This is a genomic window from Paenibacillus sp. WC2504, from assembly GCF_052682475.1.
In genome coordinates, this window is the sequence record NZ_JBQZFH010000001.1 from 852,391 (window position 1) to 874,617 (window position 22,227).

Annotated in this window: 14 protein-coding genes; all 14 read left to right on the top strand. The window is 44.7% G+C overall.

The window, feature by feature from the left end; genetic code table 11:
* The 14 genes from ACUN27_RS03925 to ACUN27_RS03990 all read left to right on the top strand — a co-directional run bounded on the left by ACUN27_RS03925 (position 1) and on the right by ACUN27_RS03990 (position 22,165).
* The gene (locus ACUN27_RS03925; RefSeq protein ID WP_127453745.1) at positions 1–318 is read left to right on the top strand and encodes a cytochrome C oxidase subunit IV family protein; all 318 of its coding nucleotides are present in this window, start codon (positions 1–3) and stop codon (positions 316–318) included.
* Between the two features lie 94 nt (positions 319–412).
* Positions 413–1,270 carry a cytochrome c oxidase assembly protein gene (locus ACUN27_RS03930; protein ID WP_315953048.1) on the top strand — a complete coding sequence of 286 codons (858 nt, stop codon included), beginning with the start codon at positions 413–415 and terminating at the stop codon, positions 1,268–1,270.
* 18 nt (positions 1,271–1,288) lie between these two features.
* Positions 1,289–1,744 (top strand): DUF420 domain-containing protein, encoded by a 456-nt coding sequence (locus tag ACUN27_RS03935; protein WP_315953049.1) that lies wholly within the window; start codon positions 1,289–1,291, stop codon positions 1,742–1,744.
* A 148-nt stretch (positions 1,745–1,892) separates the two neighbouring features.
* The gene (locus tag ACUN27_RS03940; protein WP_315953050.1) at positions 1,893–2,798 is read left to right on the top strand and encodes an ABC transporter ATP-binding protein; all 906 of its coding nucleotides are present in this window, start codon (positions 1,893–1,895) and stop codon (positions 2,796–2,798) included.
* Positions 2,791–4,077: an ABC transporter permease gene (locus ACUN27_RS03945; RefSeq protein ID WP_445558405.1), complete on the top strand. Its 1,287-nt coding sequence runs from the start codon at positions 2,791–2,793 to the stop codon at positions 4,075–4,077. The genes ACUN27_RS03940 and ACUN27_RS03945 overlap by 8 nt, the downstream gene beginning before the upstream one ends.
* A 450-nt stretch (positions 4,078–4,527) precedes the next feature.
* Positions 4,528–5,412, top strand: a complete 885-nt coding sequence (locus ACUN27_RS03950; protein ID WP_315953052.1) for a carbohydrate ABC transporter permease — start codon at positions 4,528–4,530, stop codon at positions 5,410–5,412.
* Positions 5,409–6,290 carry a carbohydrate ABC transporter permease gene (locus tag ACUN27_RS03955; protein WP_315953053.1) on the top strand — a complete coding sequence of 294 codons (882 nt, stop codon included), beginning with the start codon at positions 5,409–5,411 and terminating at the stop codon, positions 6,288–6,290. Before ACUN27_RS03950 ends, ACUN27_RS03955 begins: the two co-directional genes overlap by 4 nt.
* Before the next feature lie 35 nt (positions 6,291–6,325).
* Positions 6,326–8,344 carry a beta-galactosidase gene (locus ACUN27_RS03960; RefSeq protein ID WP_315953054.1) on the top strand — a complete coding sequence of 673 codons (2,019 nt, stop codon included), beginning with the start codon at positions 6,326–6,328 and terminating at the stop codon, positions 8,342–8,344.
* Between the two features lie 258 nt (positions 8,345–8,602).
* Positions 8,603–10,402, top strand: a complete 1,800-nt coding sequence (locus ACUN27_RS03965) for a sensor histidine kinase (RefSeq protein ID WP_315953055.1) — start codon at positions 8,603–8,605, stop codon at positions 10,400–10,402.
* Positions 10,403–10,482: 80 nt separating this feature from the next.
* Positions 10,483–10,734: a hypothetical protein gene (locus tag ACUN27_RS03970; protein ID WP_315953056.1), complete on the top strand. Its 252-nt coding sequence runs from the start codon at positions 10,483–10,485 to the stop codon at positions 10,732–10,734.
* A gap of 38 nt (positions 10,735–10,772) precedes the next feature.
* Positions 10,773–12,413: a response regulator transcription factor gene (locus tag ACUN27_RS03975; protein ID WP_326060791.1), complete on the top strand. Its 1,641-nt coding sequence runs from the start codon at positions 10,773–10,775 to the stop codon at positions 12,411–12,413.
* Between the two features lie 112 nt (positions 12,414–12,525).
* Positions 12,526–13,833: an ABC transporter substrate-binding protein gene (locus tag ACUN27_RS03980; RefSeq protein WP_445558406.1), complete on the top strand. Its 1,308-nt coding sequence runs from the start codon at positions 12,526–12,528 to the stop codon at positions 13,831–13,833.
* Positions 13,834–13,990: 157 nt separating this feature from the next.
* Complete coding sequence (locus ACUN27_RS03985; protein WP_445558407.1) at positions 13,991–20,293, top strand: discoidin domain-containing protein; 6,303 nt, start codon at positions 13,991–13,993, stop codon at positions 20,291–20,293.
* Between the two features lie 78 nt (positions 20,294–20,371).
* Positions 20,372–22,165: an S-layer homology domain-containing protein gene (locus ACUN27_RS03990; protein ID WP_315953060.1), complete on the top strand. Its 1,794-nt coding sequence runs from the start codon at positions 20,372–20,374 to the stop codon at positions 22,163–22,165.
* Positions 22,166–22,227 lie beyond the last annotated feature (62 nt).

The following is a 22,227-nucleotide window of genomic DNA, read 5'->3' on the forward strand; positions in this document are numbered from 1 at the left end:
ATGAGCAGCAATTCTCATGATACACACGCACCTAGCAAACGGGTAAAACATGAATCTCCTTTGAACCACTACTTGTCTTACATTATATCGATCTTGCTGACAATGCTTGCATTTGCAGTCGTACTCTACGGAGACCTGGATCGTTCGTTTATTCTGATCTTCATCGTCACTTTGGCGCTTGTGCAAGCGATTATCCAGTTATTCTTCTGGATGCACGCCAAAGAGAGAGGACACTTATTCCCGTTAATTTTTCTTGCGGGAGGAGCTTTTGTAGCTCTTACAGGTGTTATTACAGCCGTATACTGGATGTGGTGGTAAACCACTGGAAGAGGCAACTTTGTCTAGGCAAAGTGCCTCCTCTTTTTTTAGCATGAAGGTCTAGCATGAAGTTGAAAGGAGAAAGAGATCAGCTATGAGCCAAATTGGTGGATTTTTCGAGTTGTGGAATCCGGTATTACTGTTGGTGATCGTCGTTGTCGGATATATGTATCGTCACTTTGTCGCTAAGGGGAAAGGGAATTCCGCTGAGAATGAAACAGTTTCGGCTTCGCAGCAGATTTCTTTCTATATTGGATTGGCTCTTTTCTATATTGGCCAAGGAAGTCCGATTAATTATATTGGGCATCACTTCTTGTTCAGTATGCATATGCTGCAGCAAACTATTTTGTACTTAATTGTTCCGATCTGCATATGGCTGGGAACACCAGCGTGGATGATGCGTTCGCTGATGAAAATAACGATTATTCGTGGAATTTTTTCATTTTTCACACGTCCATTGATTGCACTATTCCTATTTAACATGCTCTTCTCCATATACCATATGCCTTTGGTTATGGATTACTTAATGATACATGATCTATCGCTATTCGGTTACCACACGGTGCTGTTATTCACCGCTTTCATGATGTGGTTCCCTGTTTTTTGTCCACTGCCTGAGATGAATCGCTTAAATGATTTGAAGAAGATGGCTTACATCTTTGGTAATGGTATTCTGCTGACACCAGCCTGTGCGCTCATTATTTTCGCGGATACGATTATTTATGACATGTACGCGAATGTAACCGTACCCTTCGCCCATTTATCGCCTCTGGATGATCAGCAATTGGGTGGCGTTCTAATGAAGATTGTTCAGGAAGTTGTCTATGGAGCAACACTTGCCTATATTTTCTTCCGGTGGTACCGCAGAGAGCGGAAGGAAGAGGACGATATGGATCTTATAGAGTCTCAAGAGGGTCTGAATAATCAGGGCGGTAATTGGAATCGCGCTTAGGGGAAAGGATTTAGGGAGATGCACATTTTACCAACGATTTCTACGATGTTTATCGTGATCAGTGCCATTTTTGTCGGTTTCGGCTGGTATCATATTGTGAAAGGGAACCGGGAAACCCATCAAAAACTGATGGTTCTTGGTGCCATTTTCGCACTAGCGTTCTTTATTATATATATGTCGCGCACATTGTTTGAGGGGAACACATCATTCGGTGGACCTGAGAGCTTGAAGCTGCCGTATCACTTATTCTTGTTTTTCCATATTGCCTTAGCTACGGTAGGCGGTGTTCTTGGGCTAATAACACTTTGGTTTGCCTACAAAAACAAATTTCTCAAGCATAAGAAAATTGGCCGCATTGCGGCAATTGTATGGCTTTTAACAGCACCAACGGGTGTATTGGTTTATGTTTTGCTCTACTTGATGTATCCCGGCGGAACAACGAAGCCGGTTATTGATGCGATTTTTGGACTATAATCAAAAAGTTGAACCTGTGAAGCATTCACGGTGTTCAGCTTTTTTTTATTGCGAGGATTCTTGTTGGATTTCTTTTATTTTCCAATCTCATGTAAACTGGTACATAGTAGAATGAAAACAATTTACCACGGAAAGGCAGGTTCAATCCATGACATACCCGCTTACGGTAGAAAACGTTTCGAAGCAGTACGGTGAGAAAACTGCTGTGAACGCTATCCATCTTCGTGTGCAGGAAGGAGAAATTTATGGACTGCTAGGCGCTAATGGTGCAGGGAAAACGACAACGATGCGAATGGTTCTCGGCCTCATCTATCCCGATCAAGGACATATTTTGTGGAAAGGGAAGGGCTATCGTGAAGAGTTGAAAAGGCTTATGGGCTACTTGCCAGAAGAGCGCGGCCTATATCCTAAAATTAAGGTGAGCGAACAAATCCTTTATTTAGCGGAGCTGCGAGGCCTATCCCGTAAGCAAGGGGAGGCAGAGCTGAAAGCTTGGCTCGATCGGTTCGACGTCCCAGAGTACTACAATAAGAGGGTTGAAGAACTATCCAAAGGGAATCAGCAGAAGATCCAATTTATTGCTGCCGTCATACATAATCCGGATATTTTGATCCTGGATGAGGCTTTTAGCGGACTGGATCCCGTGAATGTGGAGTTGTTGAAGAAGACAGTGAAAAGCCTGCGCGACGAGGGAAAAACGATCCTATTCTCGAGCCATCGCATGGAACATGTGGAGGAGCTCTGTGAACATATTTGCATATTGCATCGTTCGAATACGATACTGCAGGGGAGCTTGAAGGAGATTAAATCAGCATTTCCAAAAGAGAAAATCGCCTTGCAAACCGAGCGACCGGTTGAGGGCTTGGAGCAGCTCCAAGGTGTTACATTTGTGGAAAGGCAGCAGAACGGCTATCAGATTCGGATAGATTCCACGGCCGATCCCCAGAGGATTTTGCAGCATGCGATAGAGCAGTCTAGTATACAACGGTTTCAAATCATGGAGCCTACACTGAATGAAATTTTTATTCAAAAGGTGGGAAACGCGCATGAATAGAACCTGGACTGTTATAAAATTTACCTACTTATCTCGTTTCCGCTCTAAATCCTTTCGCGTGATGAGTCTAATTCTAATTGTACTCTTATCCGTTCTCATACATCTACCAACAATCATGGAAAAGCTATTTTCACATGAAGCGACGAAAATCGGCGTATTCCCGGGAAAACAAGAGCAGGTTGCAGGGAAACTGGCCGCTTTTTACAATACTCAGCAGAAACCGGATATCGTAATCGTGCCTCTACAAGACGCAGGAAGTGCCGCAGCGAATGAGGCGCTCGCTAAGAAGCAGATTGCGGATAAAGCGATAAAAGGTTATCTCGAATTTACAGATACAACCGTAGCCGGATTCCCCAAAACGGTTTATAAATCCGAAGGAACGATGGAGTTTTCGCTCAAAAACAAGCTTCAGACCGCTCTACAGCTGGTTAAAACAGATGTGGTCCTGCAAGGCGCAGGAATTGCCCCCGAGCAAAAAGCGAACATGCAAGCCCCCGTCTCTTTAGAGACTGTGCAGCTTCTTATGAACAATGAAGGGGCTGCAGGCAAGACGGAGTCGCAAATGGTGATGTCCTATGCACTCGTATATGTCATGTTATTCATGCTGTATATGGGCGTCATTGGCTTCGGCAATATGGTAGCGATGGAAATAACTGCCGAGAAGAGCTCGCGGGTGATGGAACTGCTCATCACGAGTGTTTCACCACTTAAGCAGATGTTCGGTAAAATCATTGGTATTTGCTTGCTGGCCTTAACGCAGATAGCCCTCTCCATTGCTGTAGGCGTTGCAAATTTATGCGTATCCAGCAGCAGTCAGCTCGTCTCACAGTTTAATCTGAAGTGGGAAAACTTGCAGGTTTCGCTTATTGTATTCTTCTTGATTTTCTATCTCTTAGGCTTCTTCATTTACGCTACTGTCTTCGCGGCGGTTGGCTCATTGGTAAGCCGCACGGAAGATGTTGGGCAGGCGATTATGCCAGTGACGATGCTGGTCGTAGCGGCGTTTATGATCGCGATCTTCGGATTAAATAATCCGAATGCGGGGTTCGTTGTCACGATGTCCTTCGTCCCGTTTTTTTCACCATTGATTATGTTCCTGCGAATAGGGATGAGCTCGCCGGCTTTGTGGGAAATAGGGCTGTCAATCATCATCCAATTGGTCTCGATCGGAGCAATGGCTTGGGTGGCAGCTAAAATCTACCGCACAGGCGTGCTCATCTATGGTAAAAGGCCTACATGGCGAGAGCTGCGCAAAGCGATGCGGGCTTATAAGGTTTAAAATGTGAAAACGTAGGCATTTATTGCCTACGTTTTTTTATATGTTTTGAGGGTCGCGAGAAGCGATGCTTGCCGGTTAACCCTAACGGACACCACGGCCGTTAAGCTCGTGAAAATCGCCCCGTTTCAAATCTAACGGACACGGGAGCCCTTATTTGCCGATTTCGAGGCGAAATCAGGGTCGAAACAAGTAAATAGCTGCGCTGGTGTTCGTTAGATTTTCATATCGCGTATAATTCGCCGAATAAGTGCCGCTGTGTCCGTTAGACAGCCGGTTCCTCCGGCTTTATTTTAGTCAGCCAACAAAATTTATCAATTGAAAGCACAAAAATTATCATGTGAAAGCGCGTCCATTCTCTCTAAAATTAGGTTTACAAAAAGATGATCTAAGGGGTATGCACCTGCACCGCTGTCATTACAAACATCATTGATGAAGGAATGAGGGAAGTACATGAATAACATGATGCAAAAAAGAGTGCTTATTTTTTCTTTTCTTGCGTTGCCGATTGGATTAATGCTGTTATTTCTAATCTACCCTACGGTGAAGCTGTTTCAATACAGTTTGACTGACTGGAATGGGATTAGCAGAGATTTGCACTTTGTAGGGTTTGAAAATTATTTGAAAGCGCTCAAAATGTCGCAAGTATGGCAATCGCTCTCGAATAACTGGCTTTATTTTATTATCCATGCGCTGTTGATTCCCATTGAGATTTTATTGGCAGTTATGTTGAATGCCAAAATGCGAGCTAGCGAGTTCTTCCGTTCTATCGTTTTACTTCCTTACATCATTAATGGTGTAGCAGTCGCTTATATTTTCGGATATTTGTACAACCCAGTGAACGGTCCGATCAACGAGGTGTTGATGGCCGTCGGTCTGGAGAGTTGGATTCATAACTGGCTCAGTGACGTGAAAATCGTTAACTATTCGCTTGTCGCGATCTCCTTATGGCGATTTGCAGGTTTTCATATCATTTTATTTCTAGCAGGCGTGCAATCCATCCCTAATGATCTGTATGAAGCTGCAACGATTGATGGCGCTAACAAAATGCAGCAGATCCGCTATATCGTTTTACCAGGCATTCGCCGCGTTATTGAAATTATTTTGTTCTTAAATATTCGGGGAGCACTTCAAGTCTTCGATATTCCTTTTCTTGTCACACAAGGTGGTCCAGGTACTTCAAGTAGTACGTTTACGATTTTCACGATCAATACGGCCTTTAAATTCAATAGCTATGGCTTAGCTTCGGCCTTGGCGATTATTCTAATGGTTATGATCATTGCATTCAGTTTCATTCAGAACCTATTGATTCGTGAGAAAGGGGAAAAATCATCATGAGCATGCCTCAAGCCGAGCTTGCAGCCAAACCTCGCAGAGTGGAAAAGGCAAATTTGTCTTCCTTTCTTGGCAAGTCACTCTATTACGTCATTTTATCGATCATCACGATCATTATCTTTGTTCCGCTGCTAGTGGTTGTTTTCGCCGCATTCAAGACATCTCCGGAACTCGCGGCTACATCGCCGTTTGCGCTGCCTAAGAGCTGGTCGTTCCATAACTTTGCCGTTGCCTTCGAGAAGGCAAATATGCTTGTAGGATTAATTAACTCACTAAGTGTTACGGTTACTAGTGTTGTCATTAATGCTATTCTCGGAGCCATGACAGCTTTCGTACTCAATCGGTTTAATTTCCGCTTCAAGAAAACGATCTTTCTGCTATTTATCATCGCGTCCGTCGTACCGGCCTATACCACGGAAGTAGCACGTTTTCAGACGATTAAGTCGTTAGGCCTCTACAACACGATTTTTGCACCGTTAATCATTTATGCCGGAACAGATTTGATGCAAATTTTCATTTATCTGCAATTTATTGAGAAAATATCGAAGCAGCTGGACGAAAGCGCGCTTTTGGATGGTGCATCGTATTTCCGGATTTTCCGCTCGATTTTATTTCCGCTCTTGCTCCCGGCAACGGCAACACTGGCGATCATCAAAGCCGTTGATATTATGAACGATATGTACATTCCTTATTTGTATATGCCTTCGAAGAAACTAAGTACGCTATCAACCGCGTTGATGACGTTTGTAGGTGAGCGCGCGACCTATTGGAATGAGTTGTCAGCCGCGATTATTTTGGTGATGTTACCAACCATCTTGATTTATTTGGTTCTGCGTAAATTTATTTTTGCGGGATTAATGGACGGAGCGATTAAAGAATAGCGTTTTTCGACGATTGAACTTTGGGGGGATAACCAATGATTAATGACAAACTGCCATCCATCTATTATGGCGGTGATTACAATCCGGACCAATGGCCAGAGGAAGTTTGGCAAGAAGACATGCGACTGTTTAAATTGGCGGGCATCAATATCGTTACACTGCCGGTGTTTAGCTGGGCGAAGCTGCAGCCATCGGAAGATACATACGATTTTGAATGGCTGGATAAAATTATTGCTACAGTCGCAAAGGAAGGCATTTTCCTTTGCTTGGCTACTTCAACAGCGGCGCAGCCTGCCTGGATGTCGCGCTTGTATCCGGAAGTGCTTCCCGTCGATATTGACGGCAGGAAGCGCACGCACGGCTCCCGCGTTAATTTCTGCCCTAACAGCCGCGTGTACCGAATGTTTTCGCAGCGTTTGGCAACCAAGATGGCAGAGCGTTATGGACAGCATCCATCCTTGCTAGTTTGGCACATTGGGAATGAGTATGCGCCGCATTGCTACTGCGATACGTGTGCGTCTGCTTTCCGTACTTGGCTTCAGAAGAAATACGGTACGCTAGAGGTTGTAAATCGCGTATGGAATATGAGTTTCTGGTCTCACACGGTATATGAGTGGGAAGAGATTGTTCCTCCTACGAATTTGAATGGAAATAACAGATGCTTCCAAGGGATCGCGTTGGATTATAAGAGATTTATGTCGGATTCGATCCTAGAGTGTTATCAAGGCGAGTACGATATCATTAAACGGATTACACCGGACATTAAAATCACGTCGAATATATGGGGATTTTTTAACGGACTGGATTTGAAGAAATGGGCTGACCATATGGATGTTGTTTCATGGGACAGTTATCCCCAAATGAATGAACCAATGAGCAACGTCGCGATGAGGCATGATTACATGAGAGGGCTAAAGGACGGACAACCTTTCATGTTGATGGAGCAGACGCCAAGCCAGCAAAACTGGCAGCCTTACAATAGTCTCAAACGGCCCGGTGTTATGCGGCTTTGGAGCTATCAAGCGATAGCGCACGGGGCAGATACGGTTATGTTCTTCCAATTGCGTCGTTCTGTTGGTGCGTGCGAGAAGTATCATGGTGCTTTGATTGCTCACGCAGGACATGAGCATACAAGAGTATTTAGAGAGTGCACACAATTAGGAAAGGAGCTGCAGATGTTAGGGGGTACGCTTCTAGATTCCGTAACGGAGTCCAAAGTAGCGCTGTTGTTCGATATTGATACTTGGAATGCAGTAGAAATGACCAGCGGTCCGAGCGTGGATCTGGATTATCTCAAGCAAGCTCAGAAGTACTACAAAGCTTTTTATGATTTAAATGTTAGTATGGATGTCGTTAGCCCGCTTAGTGACTTCTCCAAATATGAATTAATTATCGCACCAGTGATGTATATGTTGAAACCTGGCGTGAGCGACCGGCTGAAGTCGTTTGTGAAACAGGGTGGAACGTTCGTTACTTCTTTTTTCAGCGGGATTGTGAACGAAAATGATCTTGTAACGTTAGGCGGCTATCCAGGTGAATTACGCGATTTGCTCGGCCTATGGGTAGAGGAAATTGATGCGCTCCAACCGGAAATGACGAATAAAATTATGATGCATTCGACGTTTGGGGAACTTCATGGCGAATACGAATGTGGACTTTTGTGCGATTTGCTGCACCTTGAGGGAGCGGAGGCGCTTGGCGTCTATGGACGTGACTTTTATGCCGGCATGCCAGCAATCACCCGAAATACATACGGGCAAGGGGAAGCTTATTATGTAGCAACTGACCCTGAACAGAGATTTTTGGAAGAGTTCAGCAAAACTATCTGTGAACGATTGAATTTGACGATGGCTCATCATGCTCCAGAAGGTGTAGAGATCAGAAGCAGACAGAAAGATGATAAAACGTATACCTTTGTTTTGAATCATAATGCTTACGAAACAGCGATTCTATTAAATGCTGGATCCTATAAGGATTTATTGTCACATCGAGTCTATGAGCGGACGTTAGTGGTTGAACCGTACGGAGTAGCTATTTTAGAAGTTTGTTCCTGATTAATTCCATAGGGAAGACAGCAATGTCTTCTCTATCTTTTGTTGTAATTAATTGGATTTAATAGGGGGTTGACGTTTTTCGCAATAAAATTTATGATGACGGTAGATCATGTCGAAAATTGGTGAATACGCGATCAAGGATAAATGAAAGCGTAGCAACTTTTACACAAATTACCTGGTACCCAGTTTTCCCGTCATTTTGCCGGAATGTGTAATCTCACAGCATAGTTGTAACTTGAGAAAACGGGGGGAAGGCCAGTGCGTATTTTTAAAAAGAGATGGCCAATCACATCGATTCTGTACGTCATGTTCTTTTTTGTGATCGTTATGCCTATTGTTTTAGTTGCGTTTCTGTCATTAAGAGCCTATACAGATATTTTGTTGTCTAATATCACTTCACGCACTATGCAAACATTGGAACAAGTCTCTTACTCCATCGATCAGGAAAAAAGTAGATATATCAGGACGGTTGCCGCAATTGCCTCGGATAATAATCTAATTTCACTTGCTACGTCTTACCATCGCAGCACACAATCCAAAGACCTATTCAACTCTTCCATCCAATTAGAAAATCAATTGAAAAATTATTTGCACGATATGCCCGATGTTGTTTCCGCGATGTTCGTTTATCGCGACGGAGGCGCCTATTACTTTGAAGGCACCCATTTTCATAATATTAATACGCGGATTAACGAAAATCTCTTAAAGAGTACGGATCTTTATCAGAAAACGCTTCAAAACCAAGGGCGAGTTTTGTTATTCGGAACTGAAGAGAATGTATTGATTGAATCAAATGACAAATACATTTTATCCGCAGCAATAGCTCCCCAGTACGAAAGATCATTTAGTGATGTAGAAATGATCTATTTTGTGATACAAGCCAAAACATTTGAGAATCTGGCAGAATCTACGTCTAACCAGGATGGTAGTTTTATTATCCTCGACGGTAGTGGGAATATCATGCTGGATACAAGTAAAGATAAAAGTAAAAACATTGAAAAACAAACGATTGAACAAGCGCGGAACAAGAAAAGCGGCAATTTTGAAACGATGGTTTACGATGAAAAGATGTTTGTCACTTTTCTAACCATGGAGCGGACGGAATGGAAAATCATCTACATTACGCCATATGAGCAGATGACGGCCCAAGTCAGAGAGATCTATAAACTAGTGATGAATGTTTCCGCGGCAGGACTCATCATATTTTTGATCGTTTCGTTTTTCCTTGTCCGGAGTATCGTCGGCCCAATCAAATCGCTCATTTTCCAAATGAATAAAATGAAAAGCGGATCCTTTCATGTGGATTTGGAGCTTGCGGGTCCATTGGAAATTTATTCATTAGGTAAAACATTTCAAAATATGACCGTCCGTATACAGGAGCTTATCATTGAAAGGCAAGAACAAGAAAAGCTGAAAACACGGGCGGAAATCGATGCACTTCAATCTCAAATTAACCCTCATTTTCTGGTAAATACACTTAATGCCATTAAAATTATGGCGATGTTGTCCAAGGCTACCAATTTGGTGGAAATGACGGATTCTCTTATTAAATTGTTATCTTCAACCTTTCATCGCGGCGGCTCTTACATTCAAGTAATGGATGAAATGCAAAGCTTGGAGAAATATATCCATATTATGAAGGTGCGTTATGGTGACCGGTTTAAGGTCGAATACGACATCGATGATGGTGTGACAAACACCTATGTACTGAAGTTGCTGCTGCAGCCTATTTTGGAGAATGCCATTATTCACGGATTTTACGGCAAAGAAGCTATGGGAATCGTCAAAATTACAAGTAGAAAAAATAATGATCAACTCATCATCACAATCACGGATAACGGAAAAGGGATGGAACAACGGACAATGGAAGCCTTGCTGCATGAGAAGAAGGTAGAGTCCTTATGCGGGATAGGTATTGCCAATGTTAATGATCGGATTCGATTAAATTACGGCGAGCCATACGGTTTGAAAATTAACAGTGAGTTAGGGGTTGGAACAGAAGTCATTGTCATACTGCCGCTCTTATCGAATGATCCGGATCATTCGCAGGCATCATAGACCGATGTTTATAAACTGTAAGTAACTGCTGCTGTCCGTGATGCATAGAGAAAACGGATAAAGGGGGGCGTGTCTTTCCTATGAAATTTTGCTTATATGATACCAAATATGATCGAGTCATCCTCATTGAAAAAAGCTTTCTTTCAGCCTTGTCGTTGAAGGAGAAATTCGGGCTATCCGTTGATATAGCTGTTCTGCCTATTCTATCCAAGCAAGAGTACATGTCCTTTCCCAGCTCCTTTCGCGGAGAAGTGGGCGGTCGGTCTTATTTACTATACGAAGTTCCAGGAATCATAGATCAAAAGTACGATCAAGTCATTGTTCAGGATTAAGGCAGCAATATCGGCTTTATTTAGAATGGGGGAAAAGAATGTTTAGAGTCATGATCGTCGATGACGAGCCGCTAGTAAGACTAGCCATGGGGGCGATTATTCCGTGGGGCGATTTGGACAGTGAGGTAGTGGCAGAAGCTGCGGATGGTTATGAAGCATGGCAGCGCATATCGGTACATCAGGACGTTGATTTGATGATTGTCGATATGAGTATGCCAGTTATGGATGCCCTTACTCTACTATCTAAATTGCAGGAAGCCAATTTGACTAATCCACCGCTTAGTATTGTGCTTAGTGCGTATTCAGATTTTGATTTTGTGCGGAAAGCATTCCTGCTTGGAGCAGTCGATTACATTATGAAGGCGGATCTCGATCCCGAACATATCATTCCTGTGATCAAAAAGGCGATTAGCCAGATCGAAGAGAAATCGATCACTACGGCGAATTTGATAAAAAGCAACAGTGAATCCGACTTGAAGCAGCGAGAAACCTGGCTGCGAGGCCTGTTATGCGATAAAGATTATATGTACAGCCATAATTTAACGCAGGACGATTCCTTTCAAAAGTGGATGACGCAATTTGTGAATTTTCAGCATGTTATCGTATCTGTTTTGCCGGATATACCATCGCCCGCTGCGAATTTGCCGGGGCACGCCGGTATGGATCATCAGGATCATTTAGTTAAGATCATTAAACAAGGGATGGAAATCGTTAAACACCCTTATGAATTATTGCAGGTTCAAGAGGATGAGTATGCCCTTCTGCTATGTTTTGAGTCATCGACTAGCTTTTTAAATTTACGTGGATACGTAATGGAACTTCTGGATTCTTTGCGCAATACGGTCAAAAACTTTTTAAATGTCTCACTATCCGTGGGAGTAGCAGAATCATGCACAGACTGGAAAAACTGGCATCTCAGATATAGTCAGGCGAAGGGATTGGCCAGCTTGCGATTTTCAGAAGGTCCTGGGCGTGTATACTATCCCGAAACGGTGAGCGTGAACGAGAAAGTGCTGCCTACGCCCTATGATTACACGGTGATGATGTATCTTATGGAGAAGGGAGATAGCAAGTGGCAGCAGCAATTGTACACGGGGTTAAGTCAATTAAGCGAGATGCCGAATGTAACATTGGAAAGCTCTCTCCCGATTTATGAAGAATTGATTTGGAATATAGGGGCATTACTGCATGCCAAAGGGATGAACTGGACGCATGTCATTGAAACGCGACGAAGGCCTTATGAGATTGTTGAGCAATTCACGTTCCGTGATGATTTACACGAGTGGATTGAGAAGTTGGTGTTTCGCCTGGCGGATTTATTGCATCCTGATAAAATTCGTGAAGAAAACCCGCAGCGGTTGGTGGAGAGGGTCAAACGCTATGTAGAGAAAAACTACTGTACGGCTATTACGTTGGGGCAAGTCAGTGATTGGGCGCAGGTGACCGAGAGCCATTTGAGCAAACAGTTTGTGAAAGAAACAGGCGAACATTTTATTGAATATGTGACAAAACTACGGATTAATGAGGCGACAAGGCTCATAGAAACGGAAATGAAAATGTATGAAATTGCCGTTAAGGTGGGATATGAGAACCCGGAACATTTCAGCCGTGTGTTTAAGAAATATCGGGGAATGAGCCCTCAAAAGTATCGGGATAATTATTCAAGGAAAAAAGAATGAGCACAAAATATATCAAGTTAATCACCAAATATATCAATGAAAGCGTATTCTGTATTTCTGTAATATATAGATGTAAATAGGTTACGTTATCTTAAGGGGGTTAAGAAATATTATGAAAAAGAAATTTGTTACATCCGTACTTTCCATTGCCCTAACGTTTGGATTAGCAGGTTGCGGCGCGAATACAGCGCCTGCGAACAACAGCTCTTCAGCTGCTCCTACAGCAGCAGACAGTACCAAAGAGAATGCGGTTACATTGAAACTTGCCATGTGGGATAGCGACAGCGAGTTCCTGGATAGCTGGACCAAAAAGGTAAAAGAGTTCTCAACCGTTATGCCGAACGTGAAGATGGAAGTTGAAACTTTCAAAAGTGACGGCGACTACCTGCAAGCGATGAAAGTTAGATTAGCCGCTAACGAATTGCCGGATATTATCGAGTTGAAGCCTAACTTCATCAACGATTTCAAAGCGGAACTTCTGCCGCTGGATGGTTTGAGCGTTACGGCTAAAAATACAAAAGCGAAACAATTTGCTGTTGATGGTAAAGTGCTGGCACTACCGGTTATTTCTTTCCCTGAACTTGTTTACTATCATCCGAGTGTCTTTAAAGAGTTAGGTTTAAGTGTTCCGACAACGTGGGATCAGTTTGTAAGCGTATTAACGGACATTAAGAAGAGCGGTAAATATCAGCCTTATGCGATGGGCGGTAAGGACTCCTGGCCGAACTATCCTTTCAATGAATTTATGCCGCTGTTAGCATCCGGTGACGAAAATTATTACGACAAAATCGCCGGCATGGACAAACCTTTTGAAAAGGGTACGGCTTTCTACAAATCTTACAGCGATATCCAAGCTTTGTATGATGCCAAGGTGATGGGAGCAGATCCGCTAGGATTAAGCAATGACCAAGCAACAGGATTGTTTGAAGCGAAGAAGGCAGCTGTCATTGCCGCAGGACTATGGTACTTGCCGCAATACAAATCGAAAGTAGGAAATATCGATGACCTTGCAGCATTCCCACTTCCTACTCGTCATTCTGAAAGCGAACCGCTGAAAGTAATGACGTTCACGGATAACTTCTTCGGGATTAACAACAAATCCAAAAACGTAGAAGCAGCGAAGAAATTCCAAGAGTGGATGTTTGGCTCGGATGCATATTCCTTCTATGTGAACAAGAAGCAAGCCAACTCCGTCATGGAGGGTGTCAAGGCAGATGTTCCGTTCTTGAATGACTTCTACAAAGCCAACAAAGTGGAAGAATTCAACTATCGTCCAGGCGGCGAAAACTTCAATAAATATGTAAACTCCATCCAATTGGATTGGAAAAAGCTGGGCCAAGAGATGATGGGCGGAACACCACTAGATAAGATTGCTAACGATCTGAATGACAAATGGACGAAAGCAAGAGCCAGCAAGTAAGGTTTGGCATGTAAGCGGGAGAGGGATGGCTTGTCATCTTCTCTCCTCATTTAAAGGAAATTGATGCAAATCGATTTCCATTTTTTCAAACTACTATGGTAAGCGTTTCCAAATTATGGTTTTGGTGGTTATGCCATCTTAGAAGGAGGTTGTCTTGATGACAACAAAAGTTGGACGAAAAATATTTGCTTCCTGCCTTGCTGCTTCGTTAGTTACACCTGCGTTTTATGGTCTAACAGCTCAGCAGGCAAGTGCCGCTACAACATCAATCAATTTAGATCCGAGCAACATGCAGCAATCATGGGACGGATGGGGAACGGCGCTAGCTTGGTTCGGAAATGTTACAGGCGGTTGGAATGATGCGACTAAAAACGCACTGGCCGATGCGCTCTATTCGCCGCAAGGATTGAATTTCAATATTGCCAGATACAACATTGGCGGTGGTGAAAATCCTGCGTACGATACAATGCGCCAAGGCGGTGAAGTGCCTGGTTTCTCCCCTTCTACTGGTGTATACGATTGGACACAGGATGCGAATCAACGTTGGTGGCTGGGAGCTGCCATAGCAAGAGGGGCTAATAAATTGGAGGCATTCTCCAATTCCGCTCCGTATTACATGACGGTAAGTGGAAGTACGACGGGGAATTCGGATGCTTGGAAAGATAACTTGAAATCGACGGAGTATGATAATTTCGCAGACTATTTGGCGACGGTTGTCCAACATTTCGACGCTGAGGGGATTAAGTTCAACACACTGTCGCCGATCAATGAACCGAATACGAATTATTGGGGATTTGGCGGGGGGCAAGAGGGTTCTCACTGGGATACGGCCTCGCAAGCGAAAATGATTAATGCGGCTCGTGCCAAACTCGATTCCAAAGGACTTCAATCTGTCGCAATCTCTGCGATGGATGAGACTAGTGTGGACACGTTCATGACGGATTGGAACTCCTATGATTCAACAACCAAAGCGAACATAGGACAAATGAATACCCACTCGTACAGCGGGTCGAACCGAACTGCGGTCAGAGATGCAGCTAAAAATGCCGGCAAACCGCTATGGATGTCTGAAGTGGATCTTGGTCCATCGGGAATTGCTCACAATCACGATGATTTTGAACCGGCATTGGCGTTGGCAGAAAGAATTATGACGGATATTACTTGGCTTGAACCTAAGGCTTGGGTACTTTGGCAAGCGATTGAAAGCGAGAAAAACATGCAGAAGGAAAACATGAACTGGGGTCTCCTTCACGCAGATTTTGATACACAAGATTGGTGGTACGGTAAAAAGTATTACGCAATGGCGCAATTCAGCAAATTTATCCCGCAGGGATCCAGATTCATTGCAGATAACAATGATAACACGTTAGCCGCGTATGATCCTTCCAAGAATAAAATCTATGTTGTATACAGAAATGCTAACACGACTAGCCAAAACATTTCTTTAGACATGTCACAGTTTGATGCTGTCACAGGGATTGCAACGCCATATGTTTCATCTGCTGCCGAGAATGTAGAGCGGCATACAAATGTTCCTATCGTGAATAAAACATTAAATACGACAGTTAGCCCGAAATCAATTACAACGTTTGTGATTGACGGAGCATCCTATACGGGTAATACGGTAATTCCGCAAAGTCAAATGAGTGTAACGGCGAGCAGTGCTCAATCCGGAGAAGGGCCTGAGAAAACACTGGATGGGAATGCTTCAAGCAAATGGCATTCGTCTTGGGATCCTTACGACGGAGGTCCGCATACCCTTACTTATAACCTTGGGCAATCTTATAATGATGTCTACAAGCTGAGCTATTTACCAAGGCAAGATGCCGACTGGAATGGCATTATTACCAAATATACCGTCGAAGCGAGCACAGACGGCACCGTTTTCAATCCTGTTGCGCATGGCACATGGAATAACGACAAAACCGAGAAAACGGCAACATTCTCGTCTACCGCTGCACAATATGTAAGGCTGAAAGTGGAGCAAACGAATGGTTCGGGAGCACAATATGCATCGGCTGCCGAGATCAACATTTTTAGAAAACCAGGTTTTACCGTAGATAAGGATATGCTGAACCAGACAATTGCCAGCGCAGAGGCATTGATAGCTACTGACGCAAGCTTGACGGCATTGCAAGCTTTAGTTAACGAGGGCAAGGCAGTTCGGGATACCGCTTACGTGACACAAGAAGCTATCACAAACATCGCAGGTAGAATTACCGCTGAATACATTCAGCAATCTAATTCGTTCGGAATGATCCCGCAAAGCCAAATGACGGCAACGGCAGACAGTTCCGCATCCGGTGAAGGACCAGCGAAAACGTTGGACGGTGACATCGGTACGAAATGGCATACGGCGTGGGATGGTTCCTATACACCGCTTCCTCACTCTATCACTTACAAGCTTGGCAAGGCGTATGACGGTGTTTACAAGCTGAGCTATGTGCCGAGGCAGGATGTGGATTGGAACGGGGTTGTGACCAAGTTTGAAATATCCGTGAGCCCTGATGGTATCGCTTTCACTAAAGTTGCCGAAGGAAACTGGGATGCAGACAGACTGGAGAAGTCGGCAACCTTTAATGCACACGGCGCTTCCTATGTGAAGTTTACCGCACTTGCTTCGAAAAGTGATGCAGGCAAGCAGTATGCATCGGCTGCTGAAATCAATATTTTCAACAGAGCTGGGTTTACCCTAGATACGTCCAAACTCAACAATACGATGGCTACAGCGACTACGTTCATTAATAATTTTTCGGGTGATCCTGCCTATTTGGCTGACCTGGAAACATTGCTCACGCAAGGTACGGCGCTGTTGAACAGCAGTACGGCGACCCAGGAAGAGATGGCGAGCCTAGCAAACAAACTCACTGCCGAGATCGCGAAAATCCAAAGCAATGAACAGCAGACTAACGGAATCAGTCTCTTCTACGCTCCGGAAGCTTATGCTTCTAATCCTTCTAGCCTCATGTTGGATACAAACAACGGAACGTTCTATGAATCCAATTGGGCCGCGAACGGAAGAAAATACCGCTCTGGGGATTACATCATTGTAGATCTTGGTCAGAACAAGCCGGACATTGGAAAAGTTATGGTTACGCCAAGGCAGGATAAGGCGAACGGAAGAATTGGGCAATTTAAGATTTACTACAGCGATGCGGATTTAACCAATAAACCGGTAGACGGTACGCAAGCTTATTTGGATCAGAATTTCACTTTTGCCGCGAATGGCGTTTGGGACACATCCAGCTCCAGCGCACAATCGGCAACATTCAAATCGCATAAAGCCAGATATGTAGCGATTCAGGCTATTGCTACAGGCGGCGACGGTGATACACTCACTGCCGCAGAGATTGCTGTCAGCCAGAAGAAATCCACAGGCTTCGATACGTCAAGCTTGGAGAATGCCATTACGCAATTACGCACGGCGTCCAGCATTAGCCCGAAAGTAGCGGAGACGATTGAAAGTAAAGTTTCATCGATCGGAACGCTCAGCGATTTAACTGAGGAAAGCATTCCTTACTACACTAACACTCTGCAGGACTTATACAATTTATATCAGACCGTAGGTAAAACGAATTCCATTAAAAATGGTGAAGTGTGGCTGGATGGAGATGGCGTTCCAATTCAGGCTCATGGCGGAGGCATTCTGTATAACGAGAAAAACAAAACGTACTACTGGTATGGCGAAGACAAAACGGAGAATAATGTTGGCTCAGGTTATGTACCGGTAACAGGCGTTCACGCGTACTCTTCTAAAGATTTGTATAACTGGAAAAATGAAGGGGTTGTATTGCCGGTATTCAACAACCCGCAATTGGGCGAATCGGTATTGCCTAGTGGGAATTTGCCTTTATATTTGGACGAGAATAGCGATACGTATAAGAACAGCGGAGTACCATTCGATCCGAATCGAGTTGTCAATATCACGGATCGTTATGGGGATTATACAGGTTCGATGAAATCGCCGGTTAATTCATTAAGCAAACATAATTCACCTGAACGCATAGCTGAGCTTAATGCATTGTACGTAGATAAAACGAATGCAGAGAAGCAAGCGATGTATAAAGCTTTCAACTGGGATAAAGTTGTTGAACGTCCGAAGGTTGTCTACAACAAGAAAACGGATAAATATGTGATGTGGTGGCATCAAGACGGGCCGATCGCCGGTAAGTATTGGACGGCGGCAGGCGGCGTTGCGATCAGCGATTCGCCAGCGGGTCCATTCAAGTTTCTCGGCATATCCCGATTGCCGAACAATGGATGGGGTGGCGGCGAAGGCGAAGGCATGCTGCGCGACATGACGCTGTATGTAGACGATGACGGCAATGATGCGACGGATGACAAAGCTTATTTGATTTATGCATCCGAAGGGAACGAGAGGACTGTCATCACGATGCTGGATGATGACTACACGGGTCCGGCTACGAATGCGAACGGCCAGTCTGTGGAAGGTACTCATTATGTGAGAGCCTTCCCGTGGTACAGAGAAGCGCCGACGATGTTCAAACAGGATGGTGTCTATTACATGATTACATCCGGACAGTCGGGTTGGAACCCGAACCAAGCGGAATATCATGTATCGACAAATGGCATATTCGGCCCATGGGAACATAAAGGTGATCCGTTTGTGGACGACTGGAAACACACGACACATGATAGCCAAAGCACGTATGTTCTGCCTTACCGGGATGGCAATGGCGATATCGTACCGAATAAATTCATTTTTATGGCCGATCGTTGGTACCCTAATGATCTGAAGGATTCCAGATATGTATGGCTTCCATTCGAGATAAATACCCAGAACCGAACGATTGGCGCAAGCTGGTCCTACGAGTGGAAACTCTCCGTCTTTAAAACAGGCACGACCGTGAGCTTCAACAGCAACGGTGGCAGTGAGGTTCGTTCCGTGTACGGAGCTGTACAAGGTTCCAATATTGCAGCGCCTGAAGCTCCGGTGAAGAATGGGTTTACTTTTGCGGGCTGGTATCAAGATGAAGCCTTGACGGTCGGCTGGGATTTCGGCGTGAACATGATTCCGGCAACGGATATCACGTTGTATGCGAAGTGGGAGCAAGTTGGTGCACCAGTCATTACAGGCGTTCCGCCAGTGACTGTAGCTACAGCTACCTATGTGCCACCAATTCTGCCTGCCAATGTCACAGTCGTTTATAACAATGCCACAACGGGGACAAAATCGGTTCAATGGGACCCAGTGGCTCATTCTAAGTATGCGGTGGCTGGCAGCTTTAACGTGAATGGAGTTGTAGACGGCACAGTGATACCGGCTGTTGCGAACGTGACCGTAACTGATAATGTGTACCCTGTTCAATCGATTTCTGTGAGCGGCGCAGGCGGCATTAGTACGATAACGGCACAAGGCGGCACGCTGCAAATGCAAGCCGTAGTACTGCCTTCGAATGCCAACAGTCAAGTCACATGGAGTGTCTGGGAAAACGATGGTCTCACGATGACCAATAAAGCAACGATTAACGCCAGTGGACTGCTTACGGCAAATACGAACGGAATTGTGAAAGTGGTGGCGGCAGCTGCTGACGGCAGCGGTGTTCAAGGTTTCAATTATGTCACGATCAGCGGTCAGACACCGACCGATGTGCCTCATGCTACGCTGACAGGAGCTGCAGCGGTTCAAGCAGGAGCTGAATTCTCGACCAACTTTGGTTTAACAAACGTCACGAATAGTCCATCTTCCACCGTTTATGCGGCAGACATTCAGCTAAGCTATGATGCGAATGCGATTGAATTTGTATCGGCGGATTCATTGAAATCCGGTTTTAAAGCGGTCGAGACGATAACGGATGTACCGGGTCAAGTTCGGATTATCGCGATTAGCGAAGGAGAAGCGGGAGCTATTACAGCAAGCGGAGATATATTCAGAATGAATTGGAGGGCAAAACCTCAACAATCATCCCCGACAACCAATCTGAATCTAACCAAGGTAGCCCTTTCTAATGCACTTAGTCAAAAGATGGATGCCTCCGTGGCAAATCTAACGATCTCTATTACAGCGGCTGAAGCCATAGATAAGACAACGCTGCAAACGGTGCTCAATATGGTACAGTCCATCTATGATCGTGCGATAGAAGGAACGCAAGTTGGACAGCATGCAGTAGGTTCCAAAGCGGTACTGCTAGCTGCGATTCAAGCAGCCGCTGCCGTCAATGCGACTCCGGCGGTTAGCCAGCAGCAGTTGGATGACGCAGCCATCGTGTTAAACCAAGCGATACAAACGTTTAACGAGCAGTTCATCACCACCTATGCGCCAGGAGATGTCAATGAAGATACACTCATTAATATCGGAGACTTGGGTAAAGTAGCGGTGAATTATGGCAAGACTTCCGCAGCAAGCGATTGGGACAAGGTCAAAGCTGCCGACTTCAATCATGACGGCAAGATTGACATTATCGATGTAGTAGGAGTCGCTAAACGGATCCTGCAATAACAATCAATCTGAAATGGAAGAGGAAGGCCAGCCCTTTCTCTTTCCATATTCGGATGATATTCAGAAGGAGTGAACCCCATGTTACGCAAAACAGGGTTATTTTTGACGGCTGTGATGTTCTTATTCACGATTATCCCATTCGGTACGGCTGTAGGTGCTGCCGGAATCCCTTCATTTAATGTGAATCTAAATGCTTCTCAAGTAACCGTCGGCGACAATGTGGTCGTTATGATCCAAGGTAATAATGTAACGGATTTATACGGTTACGAAGCTGTTTTAAACTATGATGCAGACCGTCTGGAATTTGACGAAAACGATAACAGTAAATCGTACGGCTCATTTGAAGGGTTTAAAATCGTACAAGATTCGGGCACTCAAGTCACATTTGCCTATTCCAAAATGAACAATAAAGCAGGGGAAAATGGCAATCTAGCTATGTTTACACTGATTTTCAAGGCTAAACAGAGCGGACAAGCTAACGTAACTTTGACAAAGATGACAACCGTGACATCGCAAGAGTTACCGTCTATTTGGAATGTTAACGCACAAGCTGCCGTAAAAATTAACGGGACGACTCCTGGTCCTGTTGGCGGTGGCGGAGGAGGCACGGTAACTCCACCAACAAAAGAAGACCCGGGACTCTATGTACCAAAAGAATCGGAGCTGCGGATTGAAACGACACAAGACGGCCAAACCTCTGTAACAGCAGTGATAGACAGCAAACGTCTGGCACAGAAATTAGCGGATCTACAAGCAGCGGGCAGCGGCACCGTTTTGAGCTTTGAGATTCCTGGCGAGCGTGAGTTGAATGCCTTGCAATTACCGTTGCCGACGTTGCTCGACAGCCTGAAGAATCATAAAGATACAATTTTGAGCGTGCGAAGCCACTTGGGCACTTACGATCTTCCGATGTCCATCCTGAACCAGGCGGATTTCTCGGGTATAGCTGACGTAGAAGGAGCAACGCTGATCATTCATATCGATAAGGCCAAATCGCTGCATGAAACGAAATTTGATCAATCCATTTCCGATAAGGGCATGGTGCGTGTGAGCAATATGATTGATTATAAAGTCATTCTGAAAACCAAGGACAAAGAAGTGGAAATTCATAGCTTCGGCAATAGCTTTGTCACTCGCGTTATTCATGTAGATGAATTGATTCAAGACTCCTCTGCAGCTACGGCGGTCGTTTATGATCCAGCTACAGGAGAAATGAAATTTGTGCCTTCCGTGTTTACAGTGAAAGACGGTAAAACCGAAGTGAAGGTGATTCGAAACACAAACAGTTTGTATGCGATCGTTCAAAACAAGAAAACATTTGACGATATGATCGGTCACTGGGCGCAGCAAGATGTGGAACAGTTGGCTTCGAAAATGATTATTAACGGGACTTCGGACCGTACGTATACGCCTGAGATGCAAGTCACCCGCGCTGAGTTTGCCGCCTTGCTCGTACGAGGTCTGGGATTGCCTGCAGAGGCTGGGCTGAATGTCTTCACAGATATCGCAGCTACGCAGTGGTACGCCCCAGAAGTAAATACAGCGGCGAAGTACGGCTTGGTTCAAGGCGTCGCGGAGGGTCAATTCAGACCGGATGCACAGATTACAAGAGAGCAAATGGTCGTGATGATGATGAAAGCGATTGGACTCGTGAAGGGAACATCAGCATCTAACGCAAGCACGACGAATGCGCCGTTCGCCGATCAAGACCTGTTGTCGGATTATGCCCGCAGCGCGGTGGCAGATGCCGCCGGTAAAGGATTGATTCACGGCAAAACAGAAACGACGTTTGCACCTCAAGATGTAGCCACTCGTGCTGAAGCGGCTGTCATTATCAAACGAGTGCTGCAATATGCGAATTTGATCAATTGAGTAGAAAGTTTATTACAAGATGTACGGTAAGCCTGCTTTCAGCAGGCTTACTTTTCAAAAGG